Genomic DNA, 21525 nt, shown 5'->3' on the forward strand with positions numbered 1-21525 from the left:
CAAAAGAACGCTTTTACATGATGCAAAATTACAAAACATTTTCAATCAATGCTTTAATTTGACTAATTCAGTATAAGCGATACCATCTGACAACTTATTATATTGCTTCAAGGTTCTCTCCATTCCAAAAGCAAATTCTACGATGGTACTACCGTATCGTTGAACCTGTCGACAATTAATCGAATGCTTTGTGTCGGCTGGCTTGCCATAACTATCTTGTTATATACAGCACTATAGTAATGAAAGGCTTTAATTATACACCCGGCAGTTGTATATCTTTCTATTCTTACATCAAACCACAACATACCCTATTTGCTATTAGCGAACAAGAAGTTGTATATCTTTCTATTCTTACATCAAACCACAACTTACAGAATGCCGAATGGGACGGGTCCGGGTTGTATATCTTTCTATTCTTACATCAAACCACAACTACCGCTCCAAGCGACAATAACGTGTTCTGTTGTATATCTTTCTATTCTTACATCAAACCACAACCTGACCCTTATCTTGGTGATAGATTCTATTGTTGTATATCTTTCTATTCTTACATCAAACCACAACTAATACAGTGTTCTCCCCCCCCTCCTCTGTTGTATATCTTTCTATTCTTACATCAAACCACAACGTTACCATTGAGGTTCCTTCTACTGAACTTGTTGTATATCTTTCTATTCTTACATCAAACCACAACCAACTGAGCGAGCATCCGCTTGCGTGTGGCGTTGTATATCTTTCTATTCTTACATCAAACCACAACTTCGCAAACTCATTATAATCTGCAATATCGTTGTATATCTTTCTATTCTTACATCAAACCACAACTACATGCGGCCCCAAATGCGCAAAGATATGTTGTATATCTTTCTATTCTTACATCAAACCACAACTAGTAAACCCCTGTACGTTTCGTACACCTGTTGTATATCTTTCTATTCTTACATCAAACCACAACCTGCAATATGTTCTTCATCATGTTCAGGCAGTTGTATATCTTTCTATTCTTACATCAAACCACAACTTATATTCATCAAACACCTATATATCAGCGTATTCAAAAGGGCTATTCGTATAAGAAGTGGACATCTTTGATGTATTTGCACTGCAAAGATACTAAAAAAATTCCAATTGCACTGGTGCTTTCACTTCTTTTTTCGCAGATTTTCCAAAAACAGTCTCCATATCACCATATTGTTTATCAGTAACCGCTATCATACTAACCTTTCCAGAATGAGGCATGAGCGATTTCACCCTCTTCTTGTGCACAGTAAGACTTTCATAAGAAGCACAATGGCGTATGTACACAGAGAACTGCATCATTACAAAGCCATCCTTAATCAGATTCTTCCTGAAATCAGAAGCCAATTTACGCTCTTTTTTCGTTGTTACCGGCAAATCGAACAGGACAAATAGCCACATAATATGATAAGCATTTAGACGATTTACAGTCATAGCATTTTCGGGCAAACAATGTGTTGTCTATTATCTTTCAACGCCCTGACAAGTGAGGCTGTTGTAAACGACAAAGCAACCTCTAAAGGCTTTGTCTGCTTGTTCATACGCACATCTGCAAACAACACCTCCAACAGTCGTTGTTTCACCTCCTTTGTGATTCCTATATCCGGGCATTCCATATATACAGAATACACTATCTCATCCACGTATGGACGATACACCTCCATTACATCATCAGCCAATGGAAATGCATTGTAACGATTTCTATGAAACAAACCAAAAGCAGGAAGAAGACCAGAACCCAGCAAAGCTCTTGCCACGGCGGCACGTAAGATGGAATATCCATAATTCAAGAGCGCATTGGGCGGCATGCCTTCTCTACGACGTACAAAGCCTTTACCAAACATACGTTGCCAGTACACTTTGGCAGCAGCGCCTTCCCTATTGTCACTGTCACCCGACAACACATTCTCGTAATACTGGCGCAGGCAACTGCCGTTCTTGCCAAGTTTATTCAATAATGCTGCCTGATTCCTTATCTTCCACTCAACAATTTCTTTCCAAATCCGCTTTTTTGTAGGGAGAGAGGCTTCCATTTGGCAACGGTAACTCTCTTGTTGCGTACTGTTTGCAACAAGTGGCATAAGCATAGTGTTTGGCATCGCTTTAGAATCACAAAATACAACAGATACATTATTACCTGCCAAAGCATTCAGCAGTGGCACTGTGATTTGAACCATTTGATTTTCCACAATCACTACGCCAATGTCTTCTATCGGGCGCGTGACTTCGTCTTCGCTATCCCTGAAACGAATAACCAGCTGGTTGAGTTTCAAGGATAGCAAAACCGGAGTGGAGAACATAAGAGTTTGCTTTATCATCTATGTAGGAATTTAATTTCTCCAATTTCATTGATAGTAAAATCCTGATTTTGGACTAAGGCTTTAAATTGAGTATGATACAATTTGATACCTGCACGAAAATCTTCAGTACATCTATAAGCTCCATTTTTCAATTTCACTTCTGAAGATGGGCGTGCCTCTTGGTGATGAACAAGTGCAATCGTACCGTAATGACATCCAGACACAATCATAGACGACATTCCTGCCACCCTATATAAACGATTGGTCAAAGCAGACTTAGGTAATTCATAGATTTCCTCCGGAGTTTCTTCATACAGCAATACCATAGAACCTGTTTTCAGTTGCCATTTCAGAGGATAACCATCCTTGTATTCTTGAAATAATCTTATCCCCTGTACCTTCAAATCACTATTATGATAAGCCACAGCGTCATAGTTGTTAACAAGTTCAAAAGAGCGTTTCTCTTTCCCTCGTTTATCCTTGCCAACATAGATTGCCATCATATAATTAACTTCATTCTTTACATTGACATACTGTTTATATTTCTTACGTGAGATGTCCCTATGTATACGTATTTCGATGGGATGTTTCACGTCTTCACAATATATCCTTACCTTGTTTATCTTTATCCCTTTATCACGGTTCATCCAAATACCTGCGGCAACTGCCTTTTTCAGACTTCCATACTCGTCTTTTGCAGATTTCACCTTTTCCTTTACCTTTTCATCAACTATCTTGTTTATGAACTTCTCTTCATCCTTTGGAAGCACTTGGTCCAATGACTTACGGACAACATATTTGATTTCGCCATCACGTTCTATCGCGCCATAGAATGTATCCAAATGCAACGGTCCGCGTGCAGTGTCACCTTGCATAAACTGCGGCATAACCTTCCCATTCTTTCTTATATGCTTCTTTGTCCGCTTAGACATATTATCTGCCGTATAATGACTGACGAGAATTCTATCAGCAAGCGACTTTACATCTTCTGTGAATGTTTGCCAAGGCTTTGGGAACATCCCATTGCAGCTGTTCATTCCCCATCTATGTCGCTCCTCGTCATGATAATATTGAGCAAGTTGGTCATACTCTGCTCTGCCTATACAAGCAATGGTCACAGCGTCAATAGCATGATGGCAATGATTCTCACGCCGTTTCTGTTCATTCTTATCCTGAAGCCCCCAGATTTTACGGAAGTCAGACGTTGCAAGGCCCTTGACTATTGACACATTGCGGAACAATGATTTCAAATAAAGCCGGGCATACTTTGAAATCAAACCGGCATCGGCACCTTGACGGCGTGAGAATCCTTCAGGGACCTCTTTCATAATAAAACGCGAGTACTTTCCTTGCCAATAGTCACGCTCCAAAGCCAGCCTGTGCCTTTTCTGAATAATGCGGTCTTTCAATTCTTTGTCTGCTACACCTCGTGTATTCAGCTTTCGTAATTGTTTGTCCACTTGTTCGTATTTTTCATTCCAATGTTCCACACGTTCAAGAATCGCCTCATAGTTCTCCAATTCACTTGGGAGACAAGTCTTCTTCACCTCACGGTTAAAACGGCTTTGGCACACGGTAAGATTCGTTGCTGTTGAATCACCACCAACACTACGTGGAATAGTATGTTCTATGTCGTATTTGTTCTTATCAAACAAATCCCCAAGGCGTATCGTCTCTCCCGTGTACAAACAAAGATGATTCTGCTCTTCCCACAATTTATATTTCAGCAAATCCACACTTGTTGGCACATACGACTCACCAAAATGCTCTTTTATATGCTTTGCATTTTCTACGTTTTTCTTTTCATTGTCATTCTGCCACTGTCTTATGGCAGCACGCCTATTGGAGTCATTAAGTTCCCTGGCGAGTTCTATTCTGACAGATGTAAATTCATTTATCTTTCCCTCTTTCAACAATGTATTTATCACATGACGCATCCTAAACAATGAATGCATAGCCATAGGATTGCGTACACTGCTTGTACGTGGCGAGCCAAGCTGGAAATAACCATCTTCGGTTGGCTTGCGCACTTTAGGGAACAAGTCTATTTGGGAAGGATGATAAAGAACCTTCAACCTTCTTTCCTGCTCTTCATCCAATTGATACTTGCATGCAACATATCGTTTTACATATTCCTCACGAGTACGAATTTCTGACTTTTGCGAATCATATTCTTCAAATGCCTCAACAATATCCTCCGCATCCTCTTTCGGCAGCATTGGAAGCAAAGCCTCCTTGTCAATTGCACATGGCACAACCTTGTACATGTTTGCAAGGAACACTGCATGAGAATAAATCAAACCATAGTGCTTCATGTATGGCAATATTTTCCTAATTGCCGCAAGAGACAATGAAGCATAATCAGATGGTACCTTGATATTGCTGAACATTTTCGCATGTTCATCATCCAATTGCAATTTTTCCTTTGCAAACGAGAACAAATGCTCTTTGTCTTCAAAGAAAAACAATGCATGCCAAATATCATTCATTATCTGGAAGCGAGTTTTGCCTCCACCCATTACATAAACCTCACAGGCAGCTTCCAACCATGAGTCATCGCTTGCCTTGCACTCAAAGACATCTGACAACTGAGCAATAACAGGGCAACCACTCACGCGAGTGTCCATGTGGTAATTGAAACGGTAAGGTTGCTCGCTTTTGTCTTTATAATAGCAAAAGTTATTCTTTGTCCCAGACAATTTCTTTGCAATTTCATCAAAGCCGAAATCTTTCTTTGATTTCCTTAAGAAGAGCGGAATTATCAAATCTTTTTCCTCTCGGGTAAGGTGCCTGCTTCCACTGTCTATCGGAGTCTGTATCTTGATATTGTTAACAAACGCATACATTCTGTACTGCTCATACATCGGATGTGATATTGGGCAACGAGTCTTGTTAGGTTCAAAAACACAGCGCCCAACAGTATGTTTCTGAGATTTCAAAGGTCGTTGCGTAATAATTGTTTTGCGTAAAACCTTTGCCAGTTCTTCTCCCAAGCCTTGTTTCTCACAAATAGCAAGCAATTCTTTCTCATAGTGCTCCAGCCTGTCTGTGTATTTTGCACGGATACGTTCTCCTCTCTGATAAAGAGAGTAAAAATACTGTCCAAGGTATTCATACCCTCCAGTTTCCATCTCATCATTAATGTCACTAATCGATTTTGCAACTTTACCGTCACTTTCCTTGGCCTCCTCTTTTCTATTGCTAAGGAAACCTCTACGCTGGTTTATGTGATAAATGGCACGCCCGACAATGTACCTGTTCCCCACATCATCCATATCTAATTTCTCCGAGAGACATAGATTGCGGTAATAATAAGGATTCTTGTTCATCGCCTCATCTGTCCGTTGCCAATCAACAAACTCATCAGACAATGGATATTCTTTTTTCGTGCGCCAATTTTTAAGAGCATCGTCAGAAACGAAAGGACATAATCCATGCTTTATCAAAATCTTCAGCAACTTGATTTTCCTGACTTTGCGCCTCCAATATCCTATACGCTGACGCCTGTACCCTGTTCGTTCAGCAGCACGTGAATATTCTATTGTACCCTTTTCTATCTTCACACCCTCCTGAAAGATATTAACTCCTGCATCAACTAATGTATACTTGTCGGTCGGTGCTTCCGGATTATAATCAACCACAGCCCAGCCTACGCTGTTTGTTCCTGTATCAAGACCTAAAATTCGTTCTTTCATCTGTATATTCGTTAAATTTATGTTAATAGCCTATCATTTGTGATTATTAGTCATTTTAAAGCCGTACCTTTGCAATATAAGATTTCTTACATCTTATCACAATAAGGTCATCAGACCGAAGGTTGAAAACCTATACTCCCGCTTCGGTGGGAGTTTTTTTTTATATTTCTGTACAAAGATAACGAGAAATAATCACAATTACAAATTTAAAGCCAGTTTATTCCATTCTTCTTTACCCCTGTATACTACAATTTCAAAAACACTTATCCTAACCATCGAAATCGTTATTGGACATATACAAACAAATTGCAGGAAATTCAATCAATGAATCAGAAAGCTTACCCCGTAGAGGTGTTGTTACAAAATTTTCCGATATGGAAGCAGTTGCCTTGAATATGTGTTCCGAAGCTGTCGGTATTGACAGCGAGCCTTTGCTCTTTTCCAAGTTAAAGGAGTATCGCAGGAAAATCCCGAACCTTGTATCCCGCAGGCAATAATTACGGATATGAACTGCACGCCCTCTGTGGGTTAAGCGGAGTAGTCCATTCTTCTGACCTGACAAAGGCAAGTGTACATGATATTCATTACATCAAAGATGCAAGGGGTGGTCATAACAGCTGTACTGTCACAGGCGACAGAGGATACATAAGACAAGTACAATTGGACCTGCTTACTACTGCCAAAATAAAGCCGGAGGCTCATCATAGGAGAAACCGGAAGGACAGGAAACCGACCGCTCCTCTTTTTTGCAGAAGCAAGGAAAAGGATTGAAACGTTATTCTCACAGTTGTCCGGCCAATTTTGGATTACAAGGAATTATGCAAAAGACACAGAAGGACTGTTTACGCGAATTATCGGGAAAGCCAGCGCACTCACAATCCTACAATACATTAATTAACAAACCAATTGGAAGAGTTAAATATGCGCTAATTTAATTCCGCCAACGGGTTTCTTATATCAAATTCAGTATAATCAAGAAAAAATGTCAAATAAAAAATCATTAACATTTTTATCATGACCAAAGTCTTATTTATATATTTTCCATTACCCATACAATCGAACATCGGTACAATTTTCATACGGGTGCTTCATAAGTGGTGCGGCAAAACACATCATCCACAAATCATCCGGTTGTCATATCCTTATGCAGTTCGTCCGGCACAAAAAAATATTGCCAAACGGTACATTTCCCTGCCAGCGGAAAACATCAAGTTTTCAAATGTTCTGTTTATCATAATATTAAGGAAACGCCTGACTTGACATCTATATCAGCCGTTTCCCACTCTTTTTCCTGTGAAAAACGGCATTTCTCATCAGAAAAAGCCACATATTACATCCCTTTTCATGACCTTTCGTCCTGTCAGAGATAACCTTTTGTCACACGAATGGTAACACTTTGCAGTCCCGCTGATTGAGAAAAGACGCCTTATTTTACATAAGCCGTTGAATACCAGCAGACTGCAAGAATTCTGAAATTTCGCAAATTTCTATGTTTGTTCCTACAGTCTTGTTTTTATGCAATTCTACGGAGGGGAAAAAGCATTGAGTTTTCTAATTACAATTTCGGTACATAAACATGAGTGCAGCCTTTCCCTCATGTGAAAAAGCGACACTCCCGCTCATTATCCTGCCCTTTAACAAAAGCACATACTATATAATCTTTCTTCAACAACACCGACAATCTACCGTAAAAATATTACCTACTTTTAAGTATTGCCGTACACAAAGAATCATTGTAATTTTGCACAAAAAATTCAAAAAACTCAAAAAACATAGCATGAAAAGAGCAATTATCTGCGTAATTGCGCTGTCTGCCATATCCGTCATGGCGGCAGCAAAAGACGAAGACAGCAGCAAAGCAAGAAACAGTTCATTTACCATCGAAGGTTACGGCGAAACAGGAGTCATGAAGACATCCGAAGGTTATAATGCCGTCAGTCCGCATGTTCTCGCAGGCGCGGAGTATATTTGGAAATATGGCTGGAGCGCATTTGGAGAAGTGGAGTATGCAGATGCGGCTGACATCACACAATTGTTCGCACAGAAGACCTTCACAGAATGGGCAGCAGTGCGTTTCGGCAAGATGACTGTCCCTGTCGGCATCTCAAATCTTCTTGACAATCCCATGGACCACTTCTCCGTATCCCTGCCATTGGGCGAAACGGATATCCTGCCAGAGAACTGCAACCTCACCGGCATATCGTTCCTTGGAAGCCATAAAATGTGCAACTATGAAGCGCAAATACTGCTGGCAAACGACTCCTTGGCATTGGCAATGCGAATCGAGAACAGTCCTGCCGACAATCTAAGTATTGACGCAAGCGGATATTATGACGGAAAATTCATTGTGAGCAGCAACCTGAGATTCTCATCTGATGCCGTCATTGCACGTGCCGTTGCCACATATTCCCAGCGGGCAAATGCCGTCCACTGCGGAGCTGAAGCCGGCTATGACCTGTTCCATGGTCTGCCAAAAGCAAACAGCCGTCTTTTTGCCTTTGTACGGTATGACTTCTCCAATCATAAAGAGAATTGTCATAGCGCGAAGATAGGCATCAACTATCTGCCACTCGAACAGATTGTCATCAAAGCAGAATACGAAAGGAACATACTCCGAAATTCTTCTGACAACAATCTTGCAATCGGGGTTGGCATATCATTGCCATAAAAGAATTGTTGGTGTACGGCAAACATCTTCAACACTCTGCAGTTCATTATTTTTTTAGTGTAACAAACTCTGCGCAATGATAGTCCATGACTCGCTAATGACCGTGACCTGGCCACTGTGTCCTCATGGTATCCCAGGATTCAGCAATGCGTGCCTATAAAGCCTGTTGACAACTTGTGCATGTGGATGCGTGTGTGTGGATGTACCACGCTCACTTTCACAAGCTAAGTAACATCTCAGCAATCAGGAAAAATCTCACACATAAAAACAAATCACTCTCCTTACAAAAAGCAGATGTTCTTTTTGTAAGGAGAGTGATTGTCAAAACGCTAAAATCTTACAGCAAACGGCAGTCAAAGCCGGCAGAGTCAATAGCCTTCATCACAGACTCCGCAGAGCAGGTGCCCCACACCTTGACCTCACCACAGTTCAGGCAGACATCCGCACGCTCCACTCCTGCAACGGACTGCACAGCACCTGCGACAGCGGCGCGGCAGTGGGAACAGGTCATGCCATCAACCTTTATCGTATAGTCAGGCATGTCTGTGGCTGCCACCTCATGCTCACTACCATGATGACTGCGGCGAATGACAAAAGCATTGACCATAAGCGCAACAAGAACAATGCCGGAAGCTATCTCTATAAACCCAGGTCCGCCATCCTCACAACAGCTATTTGCCATGACACCTGCCGGTGACAGCGCAAACCACTCGCGCGGCATAAGATAGTCCATCGCCAGACCACAGAGAACCGAACCGAAGATAATGGAGCCAAGGTATATCATGAGCGTCTTGCGACCCATAATCTTGCGCACGACAAGGATTGATGCGGCATTGCTTGCCGGTCCTGCCATAAGCATGACAAGGGCAGTGCCCGGAGAGAGACCTTTGAGCATCAGCGACACGGCAATTGGTATGCTGCCAGTGGCACAGAGGTACATGGGAATGGCAGCCAGCAGCACAAGAACCATACTCAGGAGTGTGTTTCCTGAGAAGAGTTCAAAGAACTGCGCAGGCACAGCAACGGTGATTAAAGCGGCGATAAGCAGACCGATGAAAAGCCATTTGCCCACATCCTGCAACATCTCCACAAATCCATAGTTGAGGGCAGACTTCATGCGTGCAGCAAAAGAAGCGTCTTCTGCATGCTCATGACTATGGCAGCAGCCGTCCTTGCACCCCTCTTCCACTGTCTCTTCATCGTCTTTCCATTCCTCCTTACCGTCAAGTCTGTTGACAAGTATGCCGCCAAAGAATGATGTGACGAGTGCTGCCAACGGGCGGATGACGGCAAACGCCGGTCCAAGCACGGAGTATGTCGCCATAATGCTGTCCACTCCTGTCTGTGGGGTAGCGATGAGGAATGATGTTGCAGCACCTTTGGACGCCCCTTCGCGGCGAAGGGCGGCAGTGGTAGGTATGACTCCGCATGAACATAATGGGAGAGGTATGCCCAAGAGTGCAGCCTTAACCACTGATTTCCAGTCATTGGAGGCAAGGTGGCGTGAAAACATATTCCGTGGGACAAATGCCTGAAGCAGTCCCGCAATGAAGAATCCCAGAAGGAGGTAAGGTGCCATTTCGCACAGCAGATGCCAGAACGAAAGCACGTAGTCGGAGAGAACATCTTTAATCATAATCATTTCTATGTGATTTATTGTTTGCAAAAGTGTAAAAGGACAGCGCATAGTTATACGCCTTTCCTTGATTTCGGGTGCAAAATTACATAAAATATTTTGCAAACCGGTTGCAAAAGCATTGGTGTCCGGCAAACAGGCATAATCCTTTGCAATTCATGCTTTGAGAAACGATTAATCTTCTGAGTTCGCATGCGGATGGCTCTATGCAGCACTAATAATTTAACGTGAGTCCGTCGAACTCACGTTAAATCATAACACGGATTCAGAAGATTATGTTGATTATATATAAGAGCGCACAAAACTATTTACACCTTATATTATATAATATGCTCTATACAACTATTCCATTTTACAAGAGATACCCCCATATATACCCCTATAACATTTGGAATCGCTTGCGGAATGTTGTACCTTTGCAACCGAAACCAAAAACATCAAGAATGTTGGTTTACAGAGTTCTTTGACATACTTGCCATACTTATTTTACAGCCCATTACGGAAACAATCGGACGCAAAGCTTTACTACAATAAGCGCACCTTGGAAACAATTCCCTGTGCAAGGGCGAGGAATGCCTGCCCTGTCGGTGACGCGACATCCATTGCAGCAGGAGTACCGTTGTCGCCATTCTCGCAAACGCTCTGCACGATAGGTATTTGTGCCAGGAGCGGAAGGTTAAGCTGCTCGGCAAGATTCTTGCAGCCGTCCTTGCCAAAGATGTAGTACTTGTTCTCCGGAAGTTCCGCCGGAGTAAAGTATGCCATGTTCTCCACAAGACCGAGAATTGGCACATTGACCTTGTCGTTCTGGTACATGTCTATGCCTTTGCGTGCATCGGCAAGCGCAACTTGCTGCGGAGTGGAGACGATTACCGCTCCCGTGATGTTCAGTATCTGGAGCAATGACAGGTGAATGTCGCTCGTTCCGGGAGGAGTGTCAAGGATAAGGTAATCGATGTCCGACCAATCGGAGTCGCAGATAAGCTGCTTCAATGCAGAGCAAGCCATGCCGCCACGCCACAGAGTTGCTGTCTCAGGCGATACGAAGAAGCCAATGGAAAGGAGTTTCACACCGAATTTTTCGATAGGTTCAATAAGCTGTCTGCCGTCCTTCTCTATCGCATAAGGGCGTGCATCTTCGCATCCGAACATCTTTGGCATGGAAGGTCCGAAGATGTCTGTGTCAAGAAGCCCCACCCTATAACCAAGGCGCGCCATGGCAACAGCGATGTTTGCCGACACCGTAGACTTGCCGACACCCCCCTTTCCGGAACTTACGGCAATTATTTTCAGGTCTGTGAGGTACTTGTCCTCTTTCGGACGCGGCTTTGTCTTGAACTCTGTCTTTATCGTGACCTCCACTTCCTTGCCCACGTAATAGTGTATTGCCGCCTCGGCAGCCTTCAGTGTGGATTTGAGGAAAGGGTCTGTCTCTTTTGGGAAAAGCAGTGTGAACGATACCTTCATGCCATCGATGCTGACATCATCGACAAGCATCTCGCTTTCGATGAGGTTCTTTTTCGTTCCGGCATAGTTCACTGTGGCAAGGGCATCAGTGATGAGTTTGGGATATAATGTTTGCATTCTTTGGTTTTGGGTTGCAGGTTTTGGGTTGCAGGTTTTGGGTTGCAGCCCTTCATTTTGCTTAATAAAAATGAACCTATAACCCAAAACCTACAACCCATAACCTTGGAAATTCTATTTCAATACTGTTTCGGCAAGACGCTTAGCCTTGTCGCGCAGGCAGTCAGTGCCGTTCTCGACATCGCCATAAGTCAGCACAACGCCCATACGGCGTCCCTTGTGAGCTTCAGGCTTGCCGAAGATGCGGATGCGTGCGTTCTCTTCTGAGAGCACATCGGCAAGATTGTATTCAGGCACGCCCTCATAATCCTTGTCAGCAAGCACTACGGCTGACGCTCCTGCATGTTCCAGCTTGATGCTATGGATAGGCAGACCGAGGACAGCGCGCAGATGCAGCTCAAACTCTGAAAGGTTTGTAGTATGACCGAGGGTCACCATACCTGTGTCATGCGGACGCGGGGAAAGCTCTGAGAAGACAACGCCTGTCTCGGTAAGGAAGAACTCCACGCCCCAGATGCCTGCACCCGTGAGTGCCGCAGTGACCTTTGCCGCCATGTCCTGAGCATCCTTAAGGTCCTTATCGGAAATCATGTAAGGCTGCCATGACTCACGGTAGTCACCGCCTTTCTGAACATGGCCTATCGGAGGACAGAAAAGAGTAGGACCGTTTTTCTGTGTGACCGTGAGCAATGTAAACTCTGATGTGAAATGAATAAACTCCTCAATGATTACCTCCTGCAAATCACCACGTGCGCCTGCCATGGCAGCATCAAACGCCGGACGCAGTTCCTCTGCACATTTTACAGTGGACTGACCATGTCCGGAAGATGACATCAGAGGCTTGATTACGCATGGGAAACCTATCTCACGGCTGGCTGTCTCAAGTTCCTCGAAGGTCTTGGCATAGAAATACTTTGCCGTACGCAGCCCGAATTCCTTTGCAGCGAGGTCACGAATAGCCTGGCGGTTCATGGTATAGTTCACGGCACGCGCTGACGGTACAACCTGTATGCCCTGCTTCTCAAAATCGAAAAGGCGTTCTGTGCGTATCGCCTCTATCTCCGGGACAATGATGTCCGGCTTATGCTTAGCAACCACCTCCGCAAGTTTGTCACCGTCAAGCATGGAGAAAACCTCACGCTCGTCGGCAACCTGCATAGCCGGTGCATTGTCATATTTGTCACATGCCACAACATACACGCCCTTGCGCTTTGCAGCAATAACGAACTCCTTACCCAGTTCTCCTGAGCCAAGCAACAGAATTTTCATCAAAAAAGTAATGTTGAATATATTATTGTCAAGATAATCACTTGTTCACATCAGTGACAAAGCACATTGCCGATTATTTGGCATTGTTGCGAATGCACTGCTTCTTGCAATCTTCAGACTTGGTGCACTGCTTGTCACACTGCTTCTTGCACTCTGACGGATTGCCACATTTTTTCTCACACTTGGACTTGCAGCCTGCAGACTTGTCACACTGCTTCTCACATTTGGCTGTGCCACACTTAGCTGTACATTTGTCAGACTGTGTGCACTGTTTCCCTACACATGAGGTAGTTTTAGCCTTTTGGCTATTGTCTGACTGGTTGACTGACTGTGCACTTACTGTAAGTACGCATACTAATGCTGCGATGATGCTTAGAATCTTTTTCATTGTTGTTCTACGTTTTTAATTGTCATTTTTAATACTATGCCGCCCATAAGCAGCAATAAGTGTTGTAAATATATTTATCTGTTGGCTTGTCCATTTCTGTCACTTGGTGCAAAGGTACTCATTTCCACTGTAACGCCAGAATGGAAATCCCCTAACTGTACATGGGAAAACCCTATATCTTTCACCAAAGAGAGTGTACACCATGCCATTCAAAGCGGATAAATGATAAATCACAACAATCTATATGCAAAATTACAAAATACCCAAAGTACCACCAAAATTATTTCGCAAAAGTTTATTAATTCACCTTATTATTATATGAATGAGAAATGAAAAATCGCTTGCATATAGCTATTTATGTCAAAATAAATTCGTAAATTTGTACCCGAAATGGAAATGACCTCACAAAAAGACGGCTTCCTACATAGCCAAACGACTTCATGGAATGACTTGACCTGATTAACAAAAACACCAATTAAAACACTAACAAACATGCTAAGAAAATTACTATTTGTACTCTTACTTGCAACGGCAACAACCATGTGGGCGCAGAAAGCGACCGCGTTGTGGAGTTTAAATGATTTGGAGAACCTGACAACTGCAAGCCTTACAGGCGATGAAACTGCAGTTGCCCAGTTGACGACTGCCTGCAAGATTGGCGAAAAACTGACCGCCACGGAATTATTGACAGTCTCAGGAGCCGATGCCGGTTATACGGCGGTGACATACGACCGTCCCATGACGAAATTCCAACCTGCCACAGAGGTGAAAAACATCACCAACGGCTATTGTGGCTCTTTCAGCATAAACATTGCTGAAGGGCATACATTCAAACCTACTCGCTTGTCCTTCGATGCAGCACGCTGCGGAACGGACAAAGGCACAATAAGCATAACCACACAGACAGGTTCTGCTCCTGCAACAACATTTGCACAAGGAATCACTCCTTTGCGCAACAAAATCATGTCAGGCAACTCTACCGGATTCAGCACCCATGAATACAACATCAACGGTGTGATAGTTGAAGGTTCATCCTACACTGTGAACATATACATAATGGGAATCGCCAACACCAAGCAGATTGCAATAGGCAGTGTGGAAATAGAAGGCATCGTGGATGAGCCGGTATACAACATGTCACACTACCTGTCCGCATTCACTTGCCGTTCCAACGGAGAAACCATTGACCTGTACCCTGTAATAAAGGATTCTGGCAATGGTGTCGAGAGCCTTTTCAGAACAAAACTGACAGAAGTCCCTACAGACTTCAATGCCATACCGACGGAAGGCTATACTGCCAATGTCGACTATGCAAACAATGTTGCCACTGTTACCATAAAGGAGAATGGCAGCACTGTCTACTCATCAGCTGTACGCCTCATGGTCAGTCACATCGGCAACCGTGGCGAGGCAAAACCGCTCAACCGTGGCTTGCTGGCTGTCCACCTTAACGATGGCAATCTTGTCAGCTGGCGTATGCGTGCCACAGACATCCCAGGCTCCACTCTGTACAAACTCTATCGTGAGGGCGAACTGATACAGACCTTGAAACTAAAGACGAACTACTATGATCGTGGCAAAACTGCCGGAACGAACTATCGCATAGAAGTATGCAGTGCCGACGGCGCTGTGCTTGAGACGCAGGAAACTTCTGCATGGGATGCGCAGAACACCGCTTTCGCCTTGCCACAGGCTCCTACAGACACCAACGGTACCGGAGCTACATACACTCCGAATGATGCTTCATGTTATGATATGGACGGCGACGGCGAGCAGGAGATTGTCATACGCTGGGAACCTTCCAATGTCCGCGATGGCGCAAATACCGGCTCAACGGGTGCTGTATTCTTTGACTGCGTAAAACTTGACGGCACACACCTTTGGCGCATCAATCTTGGACGGAACATGTGGGCGTCACAGCACACAATAACATTCCTCTGCTATGACTTTGACGGTGACGGCTATGGCGAGATGATTGTACGCACCGCTCCCGGAACCATAGACGGCGAAGGCAATTTCGTGCTTATGGGCAATGATGACCCTTATGCAAATTACGTTGCAGCTAATGGGCGTGTGGAGAGCGGACCGGAGTATCTCACTGTATTCGACGGCACAACCGGCGGTGCAATAAGCAGCATCCACTACTGGCCTGCCCATGACGACTTCGAGAACAATTCAGCCGCTTATGGCAGTGCAGCACGCATAGAGCGTTATAATGCAGCCATGGCGCGACTTAACGTCAACGGCAAGGCTACTCCGTGTGCAGTGATGAATCATGGCTATTACAGCCAGGCATACTATATGGCTGCATACTTTGACGGAAAGGAACTCCATGAGTTATGGCGTCACTCTTCCACAACAAGCGGAAAGGGAATGTATGGACAAGGCTACCACACACTCCAGTCGGCAGATGTCGACGGTGACGGCTTTGATGAGATAGTTGCCGGTTCGGCAGTGCTTGACCATGACGGTGTGAACGTGCTGTGGAGAAGCGGCGAAGGTCATGGTGACGCGCTGCATATAGGCGACTTTGACTGGAACAACCCGGGAATGGAGATTTATTCTGTCATGGAGGATGGAAAAGCATCCTATGTCCACTACGCACAAGACATGCGCGACGCAAAGACAGGCCAGCTTCTTTGGGGCACCCCGAAGACTGGCGGTGACTGCGGACGCGGTCTCTGCGGCGACTTTGACGACAAGCATGAGGGAGCGGAATCCATGTGTTCTGCCTATCCCGGACTGTACGACAGTAAGGGTAATGTCATCAGCGACTGGCATGTAGGTACAACAAGCTCTTCTTCTATAAACTTCCGCATTTACTGGGACGGAGACCTCTATGACGAGTACCACGACCGACAGCATATAGACAAGTGGGACAGCACGACAAAACAGTGGAAACGCCTGACAACCCTCTACAACATCGCACCGGGTGCATCATCCATCAACGGAACAAAATATGTTCCTTCTCTGCAAGCTGACATCCTTGGTGACTGGCGCGAGGAGGTTGTCTACTACTATGCCATAGACGCTGCAGCCGGAAAATTCGGGCTGAACATCATCACCACAAACTACGAAAGCAACTACATGCTGCCGTACTTGCGTGACGACCATGTCTACGACAATGCCATCGTATGGCAGAACACTACCTACAACCAACCTCCACACATTTCCTACTCACCAGTGGTTTACTGGAAAGAACTGCAAGAAATCCTGACCGGTATATGCAACGTCTCCATTTCTGACACGGATACAACAAATAATGCCACTTACAACATCGCAGGTCAGCGTATCAATCCTTCATATCTGCAAAACGGTGGTATCGTGATACGCAACGGTAAGAAATATATGAAATAAAACACATGCTGCAAGACTATTTTACAAACATATTCTGCAAAAAAAGACTGTCTGATTCCCGTCAGGCAGTCTTTTTTTTGCAGAATAGCCATCTGACTATCTTGTTTATAACACATTGCTCATCTTGCATTAGAAGCAACAGGCTCCAAAATCAAAAATAAACCGGCATCTGTTCCTGCACATCACATTCCAGCTTCACATCCAACCCCGCCACCTCTTTGAAGAAAGAGTGCTGGCGAAGCACATCGCGCTTGAAATGGAGGATTTCCGCGTTGACTATCTCAATGAACGGTGAATATTCCGCCGCACCCTCAACAGTGGCAAGCGCGTTAATCATACTGACCAGTTTCCGGTAGGCGTTGTCCGCAATCTTGCGCGCACCCTTCAAAGCCCCGACAGGGATGCTCTTCTGATTCTCCGTCCTTTCAAGCATCATCTCCCTGACACGGTTGTTTGCAGCCTTCATCCCGGCGACAAAAGGCGTAAGATTCAAGGCAGCCACGTCTTCCTTGTATTTCCCCTCAAGGTCAGTGATGAAATTCATGAGCATTCCCGTCTCACGGTCCAACTGGAGCTGTGGTATGAGTCCATAGTCCTTCAGATGCTGCCAAAGTTTCTTGGCTCGCTCCGCATAGTCGTTGGAAGGAAGACTGAGATAGCCCTTTACGGCACTCTTGTAGCCATTGTAGAGAGCATCACGTTCAGCATCGCTCTCCTCGATGTCGGCAGTAAGCATACTCTTGTGCGAGATTTGTAGGCATTTGTCCTCCTTTGCCACAGCCTCCTTCAATGCAGAAATCAGCGCCTGCGCTTTCTCCTTTACGATTCTGGAAGCCTCTGCAAAGCCTATGACATTGCTCACGAACAGGAAATGCGCTCCGTTGTTCATGCGTTCCAGACTGATTGTTGCGATTTCTTTCATGTTTCTCATGTTTTAAGGATTCATTTTCTACGGAGACGGACTCTCCGCGTTGGCTAACTCTCCACGCTACCGGAAAACACAGTTTCCTGTATTGCATGTGCATTACAAGAAGTAAATAAACGTTTTCCATGCGCTTCTGTGGCGAAGATAGCAAGAAACCATGAAATAACAACCAATTTACATATTTTTAATGCAGATAGGCAAGTATTTTTAACCATTTGTCACTTTTCACAACAAGAAGCAACATCTTTTGTCATAATTATTTCTTGAAAAGGACAACAGCATTCACGCAAAATATGTGCGGAAGCATTGGCATTATATGTACAGTTCGCACTCTTTCCTTACCGCGCAAGGCTTGCGGAGCATCAGATTGACAGCCGACAGCAGGACACAGTTGATGCTTCTTGCATTATGCGGACACACTGCCACGCACCGCATACACGAGATGCAAGCATCCTTGTCAACCTCTTTGGCATTGTCCTTGCTGATTGCTCCCACAGGACATTTCGCCGCACAAAGCCCGCAGTTGGTACATTTGCCGGCGGCGGAAGGCACAATCTTTTTGCCGCCCACCTCCCTGTAAGGTCTGTTGCCGGGGATTGCAGGGACACTCATGTCGCCTTTCTCAAGTTTTGCCTTTATCCTGCCTGCCATTTCTTTCAGGCAGGAGGTATCCTCCGCGTCCGGTCTTCCTGCGGCATAGCGGCGGGCGATGGAGTGCTCGGCGATGGCAGCGACAGCACCGACAACGGTGAATCCTGCATTCTCTGCCACATCCTGCAATTCCACAAGAGTGTCCTCGTAAGCGCGGTTGCCATAAACTGCCACAATTATGGCTTTGGCACCATTGGCTTTGATGCAGGCAATGCGTTCGGCAGCCGTGGCAGGAACTCTGCCACTGTACGACGGAACGGCAATCACGGCAAGACCATCGTCCGCAAGTGTAACACCGTTTGCCATGGCAGCATTGTCGGAAAGATCGATAAATATCGGTTCTGAACCCAATCCTCCTGCCAGTATGTGGGATACTTTTGCCGTTCCGCCCGTAGGACTGAAACAAATCTCATAAATCTTCATATTCTATATTTTTAGTATAAATTCTGCACAGCAATCGCTGTATAATTTGCAAAGATACGCATAAGCAGACAGAAAACCAAATTTCATTCAAAGTTTTCTGTCTGCTTATGCGTATCTTCGTATGAACCGGACAACAGCCCTCTGAAAAACTATTTCGTGCGCCTGACAGTGTGAATTACTGTCCCTGTCTTGTCAATCATGTGCATCGCCAGTTCGCTTTTGTCCACCGCAAACACAGAGAATCCCGCTTCCGGACTGCAGAACACCGTGCCTTCCACCGCCTTCACCTTACGGCTTAGCGAGGCAGAGGAGTTGACAACATAATCCACATCACTGCCCGGAACACGGATATGCTGGAAGTTATGTATATGCCCGCAAGCATAAATGTCCACCTTATGCTTACGGAGTATTGGGTCCAACCTCCTCTGCATGTCCTCGCGCTCACTGCCGTCTTTCGGTGTTTCGGCATAAACAGGATGATGACCCACGACTACCACCCAATCCTCCTTTGCCACATTCAGCACCGAATCGACCCATTCCAGTTGCCCGTCCGCATCCTGCCGGCAGGCGTCCGGATAACCTTCATCGTCATTGCGGTATTTGCCAATCAGCGGAGTGGTGTCAATCATGACAAACCTGATTGATGTTCCTTTCCCTGAATACACTTTGGTATAATATCTGCCAGGCATCGTCCATCGCCGGCTTACGTTCGTATAGTCAAGGACTGCCTGAGTGTTTCCCCTGTACTCATGGTTGCCAAGCACCGGAAACCAATCGACCATCAGTTCCGGATGGCTGTAGATGAGTTCGTAATTGGTCATCCACAGCGGGTCCGCCACACTGCGTACTCCTTCAAAATGATGCACATCGCCGGCAGCGAACACACATTCCGGTCCGATTTCCTCTGCCATTTCGCCCATCAATTCGGCAATTGGCTTCTGGTCCTAGTAGCCGTTGCGCCCCAAATCGTTGACCATGTAGAAGTTGAGTCCTCGCTTCAGCCCTTTCCATGTTTCAGGAGTCCGGGCGTTCACTGCCAAGGCAATGACAGCTGTCAATGCCAACAGAATGATTCTTTTCATATTCATATAATGCTTAATAAATTAAATCCATACTCATTAAAAACTCACTTTTATGCCTGCATTCACCTTTATGCCATAGTATTCCGCCTGCATCGTGCGGTCCTTTGTTCCCTGATAGTAGCGCAAAGGCCGGTTCAGGAGATTGTTTGCCTCCGCATAGAAAGTCGTCTTCACCTTCTTTCCGAACGTATATCCGGCATTGATGTCCATGTAGTTCACTGCGTCATAGTATCTGTCATAGAAGGCATCTGCTCCCATTTCATCGATGAAAGCGGACGCAAAGTTATAGCTCAGACGCACATTCAGACCTCCTTTTTCAAAATAAAGTGAAGCGTTTGCCGTATGTTTGGGCGACCCCGGAAGGCTCAGGCCGCCAACATAGTCCTTGTCGGCAAACACACCCACTTGGTATTTCGCGTCAGGCATGAACTTTTCCGTGCTTTTGTCCACAGCGTTCTTCAGACTGTTTGCCATGAAACCCTCTTCGTCCGTCGGCGTATATTCATAGAAATCAACATCTTTCTCCTTCGTCTTGCGTACAACCTTCGCACCAAACTTCAGTTTTGCGCCATTGTTCATAGAGGCCTTGAAGTTGGCAGAGAATTTCAAATCCTCTTCCTTGATGCTCTCCTGCTGCTCCGTAAGTTCCTTCAGACTGAACTCATCGCCCAACAGCATGGTGGAACCTAGTTTTGGAACGGCATACGGACGGCGCTCATCGCTCAGGTCGATGTCAAACTTCTGCTTCTTCAACTGAAAGTCAAGATAACGCTCATTGGGACGCTCCTCGGTTGCCTTGGCATAACTTGCTGTCCAGTCCATACCTACAGCTCCCCACAAATGCTCGCCTCCCAATGCGAAATCCATGGTGCGCTGACGCTCCAGACGTGCACTGCGGTTGTCCGGAGTGCCGGCTTTCGTCTGTATGCGCACAGTCCCCTTTCCGTCCTCGGCATGGAAATAACCTTGCAGATACGGACAATGGTATAAAGAAATGATATTGCCCGACAAACAAAAAAAATCTTATAAAAGACTGAAAATTGCAATCTTATGGCAAGGAGGAAAATACAATATACAAAAAGCGCAACAACTTTTCAACAACAAATAGAGTTGCTGAAGAACAGAGGTGTAATTATTTCCGATGCTGAAAAGGCTAAAGAGTACTTGTCTGACATAGGATATTATCGTTTAGGATTCTACCTTTTCACATTTGAATCGACCTATCCGGAAACCGGGAATCGTAGAATTCATAACGTCATACCAAACACAAGGATAGAAGATGCGGTTGCATATTACTATTATAACATGGATGAGGCTCAGGCACCCACAGGCACTATAAAAAAGATTAAGCTCCGGCTGCGTGCAGTCGGAGCTGTTTGTATTAGAATTTATCCTATTCTGCGTAAAAGCAGGCACTTTGTCTCCACCATAATCCGCAAACTATGTCAAGAGAAATACGCGGCGAGGGGATTTTTTCCTTTTTTATTATGTAATGACAGAGATTTTTTGTAATTTTGCACCAAATATTC

Annotated in this window: 12 protein-coding genes, 3 pseudogenes and 1 CRISPR repeat array; of the genes and pseudogenes, 4 read left to right on the plus strand and 11 right to left on the minus strand. The window is 45.0% G+C overall.

Annotated elements, in window-relative coordinates; genetic code table 11:
* Positions 1-266 precede the first annotated feature (266 nt).
* Positions 267-1021: direct repeats of the CRISPR family, unit length 37 nt; unit sequence TGTTGTATATCTTTCTATTCTTACATCAAACCACAAC.
* Between the two features lie 92 nt (positions 1022-1113).
* From cas2 to cas9, 3 genes are read right to left on the minus strand one after another with little or no spacing between them, the layout of a single operon-like run.
* Entirely contained in the window at positions 1114-1452 is a 339-nt protein-coding gene (gene cas2 / locus E5358_RS11030; protein WP_135940242.1) for a CRISPR-associated endonuclease Cas2, read from the minus strand.
* A complete protein-coding gene (gene cas1 / locus E5358_RS11035) occupies positions 1449-2336 on the minus strand; it encodes a type II CRISPR-associated endonuclease Cas1 (RefSeq protein WP_135940243.1) in 888 nt (295 codons plus the stop codon). The genes cas2 and cas1 overlap by 4 nt, the downstream gene beginning before the upstream one ends.
* On the minus strand, positions 2333-6013 hold the full coding sequence (gene cas9 / locus E5358_RS11040) for a type II CRISPR RNA-guided endonuclease Cas9 (RefSeq protein ID WP_135940244.1): 3681 nt from the start codon (positions 6011-6013) through the stop codon (positions 2333-2335). The genes cas1 and cas9 overlap by 4 nt, the downstream gene beginning before the upstream one ends.
* A gap of 284 nt (positions 6014-6297) precedes the next feature.
* Here cas9 and E5358_RS11045 point away from each other — a divergent pair.
* A pseudogene (locus E5358_RS11045) lies at positions 6298-6948 on the plus strand (transposase); the annotation flags it as partial.
* An 842-nt stretch (positions 6949-7790) separates the two neighbouring features.
* Positions 7791-8681, plus strand: a complete 891-nt coding sequence (locus E5358_RS11050; protein ID WP_168354650.1) for a hypothetical protein — start codon at positions 7791-7793, stop codon at positions 8679-8681.
* Positions 8682-9018: 337 nt separating this feature from the next.
* On the opposite strand, the gene E5358_RS11055 is transcribed toward E5358_RS11050, so the two are convergent.
* The 4 genes from E5358_RS11055 to E5358_RS11070 all read right to left on the minus strand — a co-directional run bounded on the left by E5358_RS11055 (position 9019) and on the right by E5358_RS11070 (position 13558).
* The gene (locus E5358_RS11055; RefSeq protein WP_135940246.1) at positions 9019-10317 is read right to left on the minus strand and encodes an SO_0444 family Cu/Zn efflux transporter; all 1299 of its coding nucleotides are present in this window, start codon (positions 10315-10317) and stop codon (positions 9019-9021) included.
* A gap of 525 nt (positions 10318-10842) precedes the next feature.
* The gene (locus E5358_RS11060) at positions 10843-11901 is read right to left on the minus strand and encodes an Mrp/NBP35 family ATP-binding protein (RefSeq protein ID WP_135940247.1); all 1059 of its coding nucleotides are present in this window, start codon (positions 11899-11901) and stop codon (positions 10843-10845) included.
* Positions 11902-12015: 114 nt separating this feature from the next.
* On the minus strand, positions 12016-13173 hold the full coding sequence (gene purT, locus E5358_RS11065; protein ID WP_135940248.1) for a formate-dependent phosphoribosylglycinamide formyltransferase: 1158 nt from the start codon (positions 13171-13173) through the stop codon (positions 12016-12018).
* Positions 13174-13243: 70 nt separating this feature from the next.
* Entirely contained in the window at positions 13244-13558 is a 315-nt protein-coding gene (locus E5358_RS11070) for a hypothetical protein (protein WP_135940249.1), read from the minus strand.
* A 492-nt stretch (positions 13559-14050) separates the two neighbouring features.
* On the opposite strand from E5358_RS11070, the gene E5358_RS11075 reads away from it, so the two are divergent.
* On the plus strand, positions 14051-16915 hold the full coding sequence (locus E5358_RS11075) for a rhamnogalacturonan lyase family protein (protein WP_135940250.1): 2865 nt from the start codon (positions 14051-14053) through the stop codon (positions 16913-16915).
* 151 nt (positions 16916-17066) lie between these two features.
* Here the strand turns inward: E5358_RS11075 and E5358_RS11080 are convergent, their stop codons facing one another.
* The 4 genes and pseudogenes from E5358_RS11080 to E5358_RS11095 form a co-directional block, all read right to left on the minus strand.
* The gene (locus E5358_RS11080) at positions 17067-17837 is read right to left on the minus strand and encodes a DUF6261 family protein (RefSeq protein WP_135940251.1); all 771 of its coding nucleotides are present in this window, start codon (positions 17835-17837) and stop codon (positions 17067-17069) included.
* A 315-nt stretch (positions 17838-18152) separates the two neighbouring features.
* On the minus strand, positions 18153-18914 hold the full coding sequence (locus tag E5358_RS11085) for a 4Fe-4S binding protein (protein ID WP_135940252.1): 762 nt from the start codon (positions 18912-18914) through the stop codon (positions 18153-18155).
* Positions 18915-19063: 149 nt separating this feature from the next.
* Positions 19064-20002, minus strand: a pseudogene (locus E5358_RS11090) (metallophosphoesterase).
* Positions 20003-20032: 30 nt separating this feature from the next.
* Positions 20033-20947, minus strand: a pseudogene (locus tag E5358_RS11095) (TonB-dependent receptor); the annotation flags it as partial.
* A gap of 99 nt (positions 20948-21046) precedes the next feature.
* Between E5358_RS11095 and E5358_RS11100 the strand changes: the two are divergent.
* The gene (locus E5358_RS11100; protein WP_135940253.1) at positions 21047-21508 is read left to right on the plus strand and encodes an Abi family protein; all 462 of its coding nucleotides are present in this window, start codon (positions 21047-21049) and stop codon (positions 21506-21508) included.
* The last annotated feature ends 17 nt before the right edge of the window (positions 21509-21525 follow it).

It is taken from the genome of Palleniella muris (assembly GCF_004792655.1).
Taxonomy (GTDB): domain Bacteria; phylum Bacteroidota; class Bacteroidia; order Bacteroidales; family Bacteroidaceae; genus Prevotella; species Prevotella muris_A.

Bases quoted from the DNA above. Each gene is read 5' to 3' on its own strand.
- cas2 (WP_135940242.1), bottom strand. From the start codon at position 1,452: ATGACTGTAAATCGTCTAAATGCTTATCATATTATGTGGCTATTTGTC.
- E5358_RS11100 (WP_135940253.1), top strand. From the start codon at position 21,047: ATGGCAAGGAGGAAAATACAATATACAAAAAGCGCAACAACTTTTCAA.
- cas9 (WP_135940244.1), bottom strand. From the start codon at position 6,013: ATGAAAGAACGAATTTTAGGTCTTGATACAGGAACAAACAGCGTAGGC.
- E5358_RS11060 (WP_135940247.1), bottom strand. From the start codon at position 11,901: ATGCAAACATTATATCCCAAACTCATCACTGATGCCCTTGCCACAGTG.
- E5358_RS11070 (WP_135940249.1), bottom strand. From the start codon at position 13,558: ATGAAAAAGATTCTAAGCATCATCGCAGCATTAGTATGCGTACTTACA.
- E5358_RS11075 (WP_135940250.1), top strand. From the start codon at position 14,051: ATGCTAAGAAAATTACTATTTGTACTCTTACTTGCAACGGCAACAACC.
- E5358_RS11055 (WP_135940246.1), bottom strand. From the start codon at position 10,317: ATGATTAAAGATGTTCTCTCCGACTACGTGCTTTCGTTCTGGCATCTG.
- E5358_RS11050 (WP_168354650.1), top strand. From the start codon at position 7,791: ATGAAAAGAGCAATTATCTGCGTAATTGCGCTGTCTGCCATATCCGTC.
- cas1 (WP_135940243.1), bottom strand. From the start codon at position 2,336: ATGATAAAGCAAACTCTTATGTTCTCCACTCCGGTTTTGCTATCCTTG.
- E5358_RS11080 (WP_135940251.1), bottom strand. From the start codon at position 17,837: ATGAAAGAAATCGCAACAATCAGTCTGGAACGCATGAACAACGGAGCG.
- E5358_RS11085 (WP_135940252.1), bottom strand. From the start codon at position 18,914: ATGAAGATTTATGAGATTTGTTTCAGTCCTACGGGCGGAACGGCAAAA.